The organism is Microcoleus sp. PH2017_09_SFU_O_A (assembly GCF_020738625.1).
Taxonomy (GTDB): domain Bacteria; phylum Cyanobacteriota; class Cyanobacteriia; order Cyanobacteriales; family Microcoleaceae; genus Microcoleus.
Genome location: NZ_JAEQCF010000124.1, coordinates 1 through 11,611, shown reverse-complemented (window position 1 = coordinate 11,611; position 11,611 = coordinate 1). Strand labels below are relative to the sequence as shown.

Below are 11,611 nucleotides of genomic sequence, written 5' to 3'. Positions count from 1 at the left end.
TGGGGCGACTCGATACAGAAAAAACTTATCTTTAACCAAGCTTGAATATATTGATCGCTCCTGCTCTTGGTTGGCAATCAATTATTCAGCAAGCCCTAGTTAGGTCAGCATTAGTTAGGTCAGCATTAGTTAAGTTAGCGTTTCTGAGATTAGGTCCTCTCAAGTTCGCATTGAGCATGAAAGCCGATACTAAAGAAACTTTTTCCATATTGGCATCACTCATATTGGCATTGATTAGGCGAGTCCGCCCCATCTCAAAGTCTACCCATCTCAAATCGGCCTGGCTGAGATTGATATCAATGAAACAAGGCCACTGAAGACGAGCGGATTTTAAATCAATCCCTGTAAAGTTTCGCTCTCCGGCTCTATACCGTTGAATCATATCAGCTCCAGCGATGCGTCCCTTGGCAATTTCTTGAAGACTCATAATTATTGTCTAAATTAGTTTAGATCTTGTATTATATAGCAATTTTAAATTATTTCCCAAATGACACGCGAGAAAGATGATTGTACTACAAGGATTATACTCTCGATAAATTTGCCACTGATTTAGGACTGCTATATCTATTTGCCTTATCAATAATAGCAACTTTACTGGTGTATTTCATGGCAGTTGTTAATAGCAAAATTATCCATATCGGGGGACTTTGTTTCCTAAGAGAGGCGGGATTTTTAACACAAATCCCGATCGGCAAATGATATCAAATCCGGTGGCATCGGAATTAATATTACCCAAAGTCAGGACACGGCGCAGTGCCGTTTCCCTACAATTAATCGGGCGATCGTTACATCTGGTACGATCGCGATAGATTATTTTGCGGTAGGGAAATGGCTTTTGGAGTGTCCTCCGTTCCTTAACAGTCAACAGTCATCCGTCAACCGCCAACAATCAAATGACTAAAACTGAGGTTTTGCGACCACCCCGTCGCAGAGACGCCGATCGCGATCGCTCACATTAGGATTAGTTCTAAGATAATCCCCCACCCAATCGCAGCCCCTCACCAGCAAATCATCAAGATCCAAATTCCACAAAATTACCCGATTATCCTTGCTAGCAGAAGCCAGAATTTTCCCATCCGGGCTAAAACTCAAGCCCATCACACTATCCTTGTGACCCGTCAAAGTTTTCAGCAACGTCCCGCTGCGGCTCCACAACTTCACCTTATGATCGTAACTGCCCGAAGCAACCAACAAACCATCCGGGCTAAAACCCACGCTAGTCACACTGTCGCTAGAACCCTTCAGCAGCGTCGCTACCAAAGTTCCGTCCACCTTCCACAGCTTCACCGAATTGTCGTAACCAGCCGAAGCCAGCATTTTGCTATCAGGGCTAAAAGCAACCCCCAACACAAAACTATTGTGAGCCCCTTCAAAAGTCCTCAGCAAACCACCGTCCCGATTCCACACTTTGACAGTGCCGTCATCGCTTGCAGAAGCCAACATCGAACCGTCAGGGCTGAATGTCACCCCAGTCACCCAGCCTTTGTGTCCCGTCAAAGTCTTAATCAACCTGCCCTGTCTCGTCCAGAGTTTCACAGTCTTGTCCTTGCTCGCCGAAGCGATAATCTCGCTGTCGGGGCTAAAATTCACGCTCATCACGCTGTCGCCGTGTCCTTCGAGGGTAAACAGCACAGAAGGCGAACACGGAAATAGCGGCGCCGAAGGACAAGGGAGACTATTACTCGTCGCATCTTTGTTCAGACTCCAGACTTTCACCGTTTTGTCGTAACTCCCAGAAACCAGTAGCTGTCCGTCGGGGCTGAAATTGACGCTGGCGACTCTCTGAGTGTGTCCTTCCAAGGTTTCGAGCAAAATCCCCGTGCGGCTCCAGAGTTTGATAGTTTTGTCTGTAGAAGCAGAAGCCAGCTTTTGGCCGTCGGGGCTGAAAGTAACGCTTTGCACCCGGTTTTGGTGTCCGTCGAGGGTTTTGAGGGGCACATCATCGAGCCGCCAAAGTCGGATAGTTTTGTCAAAACTTGCCGAAGCCAAAGTTTTGCCATCCGGGCTAAAACTTACCTGAGTAACTCGATCGGCGTGTCCCTCAAAAGTTCTGAGCAAACGACTGTCCGGTTTAATATTGCTAGCATCCGTTGGACGTTTGTCGCCAACACCAGCCAGACTCCAGAGTTTGACACTCCCGTCTGCGCTTCCAGAAGCAAGTGTTTTACCGTCGGGGGAGTAACTGACACCAAATACCCACTTGCTGTGTCCCCGCAAAGTTGTTAGCAGTTCGCCCGCCTTTGCCTTGGCTGATTTTTTTCGGGCTGGGTATTTTATGGCAGCGATGCTCCAGATTTTCACCGTTTTGTCTTCACCGGCACTGGCGATCGTTTCACCGTCGGGGGAAAAACTGACCGTGTAAACTTTGGAGGGTTTTTTGTTTTCGCTGTGCCACAAATTAGCGATTAACCTGCCGTCAGCATTCCACAGTTTTACAGTGCCGTCATCGCTCGCCGCAGCGATGATTTTACCGTCGCGGCTGAAGCTGATCCAATTTATGGGAGCTGGTTGTTCGATCGTTTGCAGCAACGTACCGTCGGTTTTCCAAATTTTGATAGTTTTGTCTGTAGATGCACTGGCGATCGTTTGGCCGTCAGGGCTAAAAGCAACAGTGGTAACGCTATTAGTATGTCCCGTTAAAGTGGTCAGCAAAGTGCCGTCAGTTTGCCAAATTTTGACAGTTTTATCTAAACTTGCCGAGGCGATCGTTTTATTATCGGGACTGAAAGTGACACAGGAGACACTGTTAGTGTGTCCTTTGAAAGTAGCCAGCAAACTGCCGTCGCGCCGCCAAAGTTTCACGGTTTTATCTACGCTAGCAGAAGCTATTGTTTGACCGTCTGGACTGAAACCCAGACCCCAAACTACGTCACCGTGTCCCTCCAAGCGGTTGCGTTCTTTGACGCCATAAACTGCCTGCTGGAGGGCAGCAGCAATCAGAATTTCGGTGTCCTTGAGGCTGTGCATTTCTTGGGAGCCTTCGATCTGTCTCCACTTTTTACCCGCTCTCAAACTTTCTAGCATGGCGTCAAATTTGTTGTTTGAGAAATAAAGAGCTTCAGAAGCTGCGGTGAGGGTACTGATTTCGGCTCGCTGAGTTTGAGCGACAGCTAGCTGTTTTTGACCGACTGCCCGCCACCAAAAGTTGACGGCGGCGATCGTGGAACTCGTTAGCAATAGGACGCCGATCACTGCTACTCCTAGCATTTGTTTGAGAAAAGTATTGGCTCGGTAGAGCTGTGCTTGACTCATCTTTTTGTCGGCTTCTGCTTTGTGGAGTCTGGCTTCTAAGCCGAATCTTTGGCGGATCGGCCGCACTAAATAGTCGTGTACCAATTGATAGCGGTCTTCGGGCGATTCCCGCAGCAGAAATAGCAAACCGTGACCGACTAAAATGTCTAAAATCAAGTCGAGGTTGTCGGTTTTCTTTTGTCCGCTTTCTGGTTCTTTTGCGAACTGTCGCTGTAGGGAAATTCTGCCTCTGCTGCCGATCGCCAATAATTCACTTTCGCCCCCATCTGCCGGCTGCTGGCCTGTCACTAAGGACAATTCGTTTTTGGTTTTAATCAGCCTCACGCCTCTTTCATCCGTCAGGGAAAACAATATTTTCCAAGCTGCGTCTTCGTTAACCAGGCCGCAGTCAGAGATCACTCCTTCGAGCGATCGCTTCACTAATTCTGCTTTGGGATTGGCGCCCAATTGCTGGTATTGTGCTAGAGTCGTAATACCTTCTTCTTGCAGTTGCGCTCCTACTACCTGCAATTCGATCGGTCTCACTTCTTGCAGTTCGTCTGCTAAATCTTCGACGAAGGCATCGATCAGTGCCGGTTCTAAATAATATTCTGCCCGTTTCGTTAAGTGTCCGATCACAGCCCGCGCGTCTTTTATTGAAAAACTGCGTAGTTGGTAGCGGATGCTTTTGTCGAGAATATTATTGTTAATGGCGTCGAGATCGGGGAAGCGATCGCAGTCGAGCAAATAGTGCAAGTAATCTTCGCGCAAGCACAGAATTATCTTGACATAAGGCAGGTTCAAAAACAAGCGCAAAAAGTTATAAAAAAGTTGTCTTTGTGCCACTGAAGTCGAAACAAAGAAAAATTCTTCAAATTGATCGAAAATTAGCACAGTTAACAAATTATTTGTGGCATTTTCGCGCAACTGCTCTATAATAAAAGAAGAAGTTTCCGAGCCGCGTTCTGGAGAAATAGAGCAACTGCTTTTGTGGATTTCCTTTAGTCCTTGAGCGATTAATTGCGTTTCATCTTCGGCTTGTTTGTCGTACAGCGCTCCGTTCAAAGCGTTTTCTAATTCCACCAGCCAGTCGGTGTAAACTTTGATAACTACTGGCAAGGCATCCCGCGCGCCCGGAGTAATATTTTTCAAAGCAGGTACTAAGCCGGCATTGACTAGAGAACTTTTTCCAACTCCGCTGGGCCCGTGAATAATAGTTAATTTATGATCGTCCCTGCTAATTCTTTCGAGCAATCTATTGATATCTTTTTGGCGGGAATAAGCTGTCATTTCCGCTGCGATCGCAGCTTGATTTTGAGCTGAGGGGCTCGAAGGATTGACAGCTTGACGCTGCTGTTGCAATTGGCTGGCTCCGATAAAAGCTCTAAATCCGTATTGATACTCGATCGATCGCTGGGTTTTTTTAATCCGGAAAGCTTTGAGATACTCTCCTTGCTCGAAATAAACCGCTTGGAGTTCTGTCAAAATATCGATGTAAAGTCGGGGGTCGTACTTGGGCTCGCTTTGATTTTGAGCCAACTCCAAAGAATGAACCGCCGCTTCCCACTGACCTAGCTCCCGCAAACTTCGGGCTAACAGTAAAAGATACGAACTGCGATCGGATTTGGGATGTTGGATTTTAGATTTGGGATCGTTACTGAACTCGTTAGTACCCACGAATTCTGGATAATTTCCCGCAAATCCCAATCTCAAATCTTCAATCAACAATCTTAAATCATTAGGTGTTTGATCCAAAATCGCCAAAGCCAACTCGGCTAGCTGGCGGGCTTGACTCCACCTGGACTGTTGCAGGGCAACTTCAGCCAAAAACCCGTAATCTTGAGCTAATTGGCTGGGAGTACCGTAGGTGAAGTGCAACTGCAAAGAATTTTCAGCTAATGCTTGCAACTCTCCCCAAGCTTTGAGGCGTTGCAGTACCTCTCCGAGGTGTGCTGTCACCTCAGCTACCAATTCTGGGCGATCGGCAAGGGAGAAAGCGTTTCTAGATTGTTCCAGGCTAATCCAAGCTTGTTCCCAGTGGTGGCGGTTGGCTACCGGATTTCTGGCTGCTTGCAATCTGTGACACAGGGCTATGTGAAATAGCACTATGCCTTCTCTCTCTAAAAATAGGATGTTGGGGACAGGATTCGACAATGAGGAGCAGAGGGTCGATCGATTTTCGGCATATTCCCAGTTTGCCAGTTCCCAGTTGCCGGTTTGCTGCTGCCAAAATATTAAGCTTTCTTGGTAATGAATTAATGCTGTTTCAGTTTGGTCGCTGACATAGTAATCTCGACCCAGAACGAATTGCAGGCTGGCTTTCAGGGCGGGTTCTAATTCTTGACCGCGATTTTGTAAATCTCTTAAAGCTAATTCTAGTTCTCGGCGCGACAAAGAGCCGATCGCCAAATCGAGGGTATTGCCCGGACTCAAAGGCGAATACGAGTGGACATCTAATTGTCGTCCGTTTTGCAGTTGAGAGTTAAAGGTGAGAAAGCGTTCTCCGGAGCTAATTTGATGCTCCTGGGCTGGTTTTTCCCAGTCGGTTTCGCAGGCGCAAAAACCTGGTCGGGTGCCGACTGTACTGCTGCCTAGTTCTTGATTTATTTCGCCTACTTTAAATATAGTATCGGCTTGCTGTGCCAGGAAATTAATTAATTCGTCAACAGCCATTTCAAATTTAATGGTGGCGGCGGCCCAACTTTTGAAGTCCGGGGCCAGACGAATCATTTTGGTCACAATGTCATCTGTTACCCACAAAATCACCGGACAGGAAAAATTTTTGCGAAATTCATCTCGCACTTGATTGGTAGAGGCCATCAATTCGTCGATCGCTACTACTGTTTCCAAACCAAATACCATCAAAGCTGAGGCAGAACCTACAGCCGAAGCCCCGTTCTGAAGCGTGTTTGCCTGGAGGGTAGTGTAAAGGGTTTTGACGGATGCTGGCAGGACGAGATCTTGAATTGGAACTGCGGACATTTCTCGCAGCCGCTGCGCTATGTGCTGCCGCAACTGCTCGTAGTTGCAGCGCACTAAAATTAGCGAAAATTGCTGCTGAGACATGGCGATGGATCTTACCAGAGTTTTGAGCGATCGCTCGTTGTAGCTGGCAGTTTCTTGTTGTTTAAGTAGATCGGTCATGCGTGCACCCCTTTTGCAGAAATCAATTACCTAACGATTGCCGATCGTGACGGAAACAGTATCTACTTAGAGATGCCCGTATCGGTCTGGCGCTTTATATCTGTAGGAATACGTAGTTTTTCGTACTTCTCCTATGAATACTTACATAGTCATCAGGTTTAATCTAAAAACATCATAGCTCCCAATCTCAGAGAATGGGAAACTTGACAATAAAAATTAAACCTAGATCAAATATTTTTTAGTCAGCTACAGATAAAATCCTCCATTCATCAATATCAGACAGCTAAATGTATCGATAATACCAGCGACTAGCTATTAGTAAACAATAGGTATATCTGTAGCATATATTTGGAAAAAAGAAAAAAAACTCGTCATGGATGCTCGCTCCAGACTAGGAGCAACGGATCAATACATACCTACCTGGTCTGGCATGGGAGATATGACAGTTGAGGTTGGGGAAATTTATTGTGTGGTGACAAATATTTATGGGGCAATTATATGCGCGGCGTAAAGACCGCATTTAAGAGAAATCAGCCAGTGGGAAAAACCGCTGACTGCGTGCTTATTGGATTGTAGAAATTGGGAGTTTTGAACGGTAAATTTTAAGTTAAATAGTTTCCAATTTACTCGCCGCTAACGGATCTTAGAGTCGAAGAATGCGATCTCAAAAATCCCAACTATTCTTGGTGATTTCGTTGCTGCCACTCCTGATATTTTCTGGTTTCTGCTAGGGCTGGATTGATGCCAAACCAGCGACCTTCTTGATCCCGGTATTCAAAGACAAACATACTTCGCAACAAGATTTGAGATTCTTCTTCGCCGGTTACACTTTGTCGGTTGACGACTTGAAACAACAATTCCCATTCCGTGTCATTGATGGCTCCCAAAAGGTCATCGCGATATTCTTGAATGACGCTTTCGAGGCATTCGCGAGAGAAGGGGGGATCTTCATGTTGCAAACAGCTATACAAAAGCATCAGTAGATTGCGAACATGGCCACCGCTAATCCGGCAAAGCCTGTCTAAAGTTTCGGGAGAGTCAAAGACTTTGGAAATCAAATCGATGCGTTGGGCGGGAGCGACTGTGGGGAAAGCTCTAGCCAATACGAGCTGCCGCAGCAGTGCCATTCCTTCGATATGATCGTCGCCCGATCGCCTCAGCACGGGTACCATCGGCATCACCTTGGGTTTGACTCCAAATCGACTGGCGAGACGGCCAAAGTCGTTAGAAAAAATCAAAGTCAGGGGAATGGTGTAGACGACGTGGCAATTGAGTTTTTTCAACTGTTCGCCACGGTCTAAAAACAGGTATTCTGGCTGGGTGCGTCCGCTGGGTTTGAGTGAGGCGTCGAGGCGATCGAGATTGTCAACAATGACTGCGAGGCCTTTTTTGCCTTGTTGCTTGAGTTCGGCGTTAGCTCTGTCGAGGAGTTCTTCGTTGATCGACTGCAAGATGCTGTTGGTGCGGGGTTCGAGATATTGCCTGAGTTGCGATCGTAGTTTGGGAGAATCTTTAGTTTTAGCAGTAACTCGAGCAATTCCTATAGATAACTCCGCTTCCGCTGACAAATCTATGGGAGTCTGCAAAAATTCTGCCACTTCTGCAAACAAATTGGTAAAGTAGCTCGGTCTGAGTTTAATTTTGGCGGATTCCATCGTTTCGCTGACTTGGCGGGCAATGCTCAGCAAAATATCACTGATGTCTACATCGCCCATGTCCAAGTCTTGGGAAGACTCGAAGTAGACGACGCAAAAACCATCTTGCTCTAGCTCAGCTTTGAGTCGAAACAATTCGGTAGATTTGCCACAGCCGATATGCCCTGTAAATAGCTGACAGGTTGGCTCGTCGGGGGATATCCGGGTGATGGTTCGCTGTAAAGATTCAATGATTTTGCCACCCCGCACCGAACCAAAATCAATGTAGTATTGATAATCTCCTGGGTCTCCCGCGACAAGGGTCTTGCTCGGGTTGCAGGCTTTATAAAATCTGTCTAATTCGAGTGCGATCACAATTGAAGCCGGCTAAAAGTTAAAAGAGTTAATCGAAAGTCTAAACTTTCTTTCGTTGAGTTTAGTTTGATTTGTCACCTTTTGCGGTGTGGGGTAATGCCCTAAATACCCAAACAACCTCTATCTGCTAATCAACCGGACGGCGCGGGAATTTGGAATTTTTAATTAAGAAATTTTAATTACCTAACTGAATCAGTGAATTTACGGATATTTGCCCTGCTTATGGGTAATTTCGCGGGGATCTGGGTGAACTACTCATCGTCAAGCGGGATACCGCTATGACGGGAGCTTCCAACTTCAAGCGGAACAGCATCCAGCAAGACCGAAATCTTACCAGGTTGACTTACATTCCGTCCATTGGCAGTAGCACTGGTTCCCAATGCCAAAATCCGCAAGGCTTCATAAAACTAATACGGGATGCGGGAAACGAGCGAGTCTTTAGACCTGAGAGGGAAGCGACGCTCTTTACTTCAGTCAAGAGTGTTCTTTCTTAATTAGCTGAATGATGCGGGTCTTCTATGTATTTCTTCACCACTTCACTACTGATATTACCTGCTGTACTCACAAAATAGCTGCTCGTCCACAAAGATGGCAGCTTTTTCAGTTCCGGGAATTCCTCCCGCAAAAAACGACTAGAACGACCTTTGAACAACTTAACTACTAAGACAGGGGTGTCCGTTGGCTTGACGGCTACAAACAAATGTACGTGATCTGGGGCCACTTCTAGCGCCAATATATCCCAACCTTTCTCAATTGACAACTCTAGGAAAATCTGACGAGTTCTAGTCGCCACGTCGCCCAATAAAACTTTTTTGTGGCGCTTGGGGATAAAGACAAAGTGGTAGTTTAGTAAGAACTTAACGTGGTTGTGCGTTTTGTATTCGGCAAGTGGCAGCATAAATAGTTTGTTGATACAAATTGACGTATCCACTATACTCGTTTAGAATAAGCAAATCAACCAATATTCAGGAAAACAGAGGTGCCAAAAAAACGAAAAGCAATGGGTGTTCAGCAAGTATTGCTGTCACCAGACAAAGAACTTCAAACATTACTAGAATACCTGTGCCGACAATCCAAAAAACTGTAGAACAGTGGTGTATATTTGGCTCGCCAAACTTTTTTTTAAAACAGGAAAGCTGTTGACTGGAAAGTTCGACTTATCTTTTGAGCCGTCAGTGGCAAAATCAATGGTTGCTAAGTCGTTGCCATCAACGCCAATGCAGCAAACATTGATGTCGGTCGCAGAAGCCTTTAAATCTTTTAAAGAATTAAGAGATTTGTATATCAAAGGTCAATTATATTTTAAGCCCAAGCCACCGGGATACCTGAAAGGGCCTAAGTTGTTCAAAGTAGCTTATCCAAACTCAGGGGGCTTAAGACCTAAACTTATTGGTAATCAGCTAAGATTCTCCTTGGGATTGACGGTAAAGCGGTGGTTTGAAGTTTCCGAATTCTTTCTGCCTATGCCGTCAAATCTTGACTTTTCCAAGGTGAAAGAGTTTACGATTCTACCTAAGAATGGTGCTTTTTATCTTGAAACATCTTACGAGGTTGAAAAAGAACAACACAGCCTAGACATCGATCAAGCGTTATCAATTGACTTGGGAACTGCTGACAATTTAGCAGCCTACCTTGATACATTGGGAAATTCTTTCTTGATTGATGCTCGCGCTATGAAAGCGATGAATCAGCTATGGAACAAAAAAGTAGCAACTAGAAAAGAAGGAAAGGCAGAAGGTTATTGGGATAATTGGCTAGACCGCGCAACCCGAAAACGCAACCACCAAATGCGCGATGGCATTAACAAGACCGCGAAGTTGATTGTTAGCCATTGCTTGGAACACAGCATTGGCAACATTGTTTGTGGCTGGAATCAAGGCTTTAAGTCTAATGCTAATATGGGTAAAAAGAACAATCAAAAGTTTGTTCAAATGCCTTTAGGAAAGTTGAAAGACCGATTAAATCAACTGTGTGACTTACACGGCATCAGGTTTATTGAAACCGAAGAAGCATATACATCCAAAGCTAGTTTTCTTGATGGAGACTCCCTACGCAAGTACGGTGAAAAGCCAGAAGGGTGGAAAGCGTCGGGAAGACGAATTAAGCGTGGATTGTATCAGTCTGCCGATGGAACCGTGGTGAATGCAGACCTAAATGGTTCTGCCAACATTCTGAGAGTGCGATTCGTTTAGCTGAAACCCTTGCTATATAAGCAATGCGGAGGATGGCTAGCCAGGGACGACCTGGATAACTGAGTGGAACATGATGGTGACGGAAGTACCCTAGAAACCGAAGTCCATCCCCCCTGGTGCTGGGGTGAAAGCATATCCCTAGGGACATGGGCAGGAAAACCCAGAACCGACTGCAAGGGATAGAAGGTAAAAGCACTGACAGCCTAAGCCAGTGACTACCAAGCAGAAGTTCTCATGAGTAAAGCGAAAGCTTGAAGGCACGCCTGAATCATCGTGATGTTGAATGGGGTAATAAGGCTGATACCCCAAGCCAAAAGGCAAGGATAAGGAGTTAGCAAATTCTTAGTTGACTAACTAGCACTCCAAAGAAACCCGGTGAATAGTGTCGCTCTAAAAGACTTGAAATGACCACTCGGAACGAAGTAACCCTCTCTCACGCTCTTAGGAGGTCGAATACCTAAGTAGGTTCCAACCACAAGCAGAAAGAGGGTGGGATTGAGTCAGAAGCGAATGCCTCACTGTAATGGTAAGGATATGCTGACAGATTCACGATGTCTTGGAATGAAGAATCTTGAGTGAGAGATTAAATGTCTAAAACGCTGAACAATCAGACGGTGGAATGGAAGGCTTTACCCTGGCGAAAGTTAGAGGTACGAGTCTTCAAGCTCCAAAAGAGAATCTTCAAAGCCTCTAGTCGTGGCGACGTTAAAGCAGTTCGGAGACTCCAGAAGACTTTGATGAGGTCTTGGTCGGGTAAGTGTCTCGCGGTAAGGAAGGTTTCGCAGGATAACCAGGGTAAGAAAACGGCAGGTGTAGATGGAATTAAAAACCTAACCCCCCATGCCCGTCTTGTCTTGGTAACTCATCTCAAAGTGACTGGGAAGTCCAAACCTACCCGCAGAGTGTGGATTGATAAGCCGGGAAAAGTCGAGAACGACGGCTCTTCTGGAGTCAAGGTGATAAGCAAACCTAATCAGAAAAGCAAGCTAATAGCCTTGCTCGAAAGTTATCAAAGTTCATAAAGCCATAGGCTTG

Annotated in this window: 6 protein-coding genes and 1 pseudogene; 2 read left to right on the top strand and 5 right to left on the bottom strand. The window is 45.9% G+C overall.

Annotated elements, in window-relative coordinates; all coding sequences use genetic code 11:
* Nucleotides 1-85: 85 nt before the first annotated feature.
* The 5 genes from JGK16_RS30580 to tnpA form a co-directional block, all read right to left on the bottom strand.
* Nucleotides 86-427 (bottom strand): pentapeptide repeat-containing protein, encoded by a 342-nt coding sequence (locus tag JGK16_RS30580; protein ID WP_293193612.1) that lies wholly within the window; start codon nucleotides 425-427, stop codon nucleotides 86-88.
* A 201-nt stretch (nucleotides 428-628) separates the two neighbouring features.
* A complete protein-coding gene (locus JGK16_RS30575; protein ID WP_293186111.1) occupies nucleotides 629-865 on the bottom strand; it encodes a hypothetical protein in 237 nt (78 codons plus the stop codon).
* 32 nt (nucleotides 866-897) lie between these two features.
* Nucleotides 898-6,375: an AAA family ATPase gene (locus JGK16_RS30570; RefSeq protein ID WP_293193614.1), complete on the bottom strand. Its 5,478-nt coding sequence runs from the start codon at nucleotides 6,373-6,375 to the stop codon at nucleotides 898-900.
* Between the two features lie 677 nt (nucleotides 6,376-7,052).
* Nucleotides 7,053-8,384: an ATP-binding protein gene (locus tag JGK16_RS30565; protein WP_293150090.1), complete on the bottom strand. Its 1,332-nt coding sequence runs from the start codon at nucleotides 8,382-8,384 to the stop codon at nucleotides 7,053-7,055.
* A 490-nt stretch (nucleotides 8,385-8,874) separates the two neighbouring features.
* A complete protein-coding gene (gene tnpA, locus JGK16_RS30560) occupies nucleotides 8,875-9,282 on the bottom strand; it encodes an IS200/IS605 family transposase (RefSeq protein ID WP_293186113.1) in 408 nt (135 codons plus the stop codon).
* Between the two features lie 196 nt (nucleotides 9,283-9,478).
* Here tnpA and JGK16_RS30555 point away from each other — a divergent pair, with 196 nt between their 5' ends.
* Complete coding sequence (locus JGK16_RS30555; protein WP_293193616.1) at nucleotides 9,479-10,576, top strand: transposase; 1,098 nt, start codon at nucleotides 9,479-9,481, stop codon at nucleotides 10,574-10,576.
* A gap of 587 nt (nucleotides 10,577-11,163) precedes the next feature.
* A pseudogene (locus tag JGK16_RS30550) lies at nucleotides 11,164-11,499 on the top strand (reverse transcriptase N-terminal domain-containing protein); the annotation flags it as partial.
* Between the last annotated feature and the right edge of the window lie 112 nt (nucleotides 11,500-11,611).

Coding starts and splice junctions, on each gene's coding strand:
- JGK16_RS30580 (WP_293193612.1), bottom strand. CDS start 427: ATGAGTCTTCAAGAAATTGCCAAGGGACGCATCGCTGGAGCTGATATG.
- JGK16_RS30570 (WP_293193614.1), bottom strand. CDS start 6,375: ATGACCGATCTACTTAAACAACAAGAAACTGCCAGCTACAACGAGCGA.
- tnpA (WP_293186113.1), bottom strand. CDS start 9,282: ATGCTGCCACTTGCCGAATACAAAACGCACAACCACGTTAAGTTCTTA.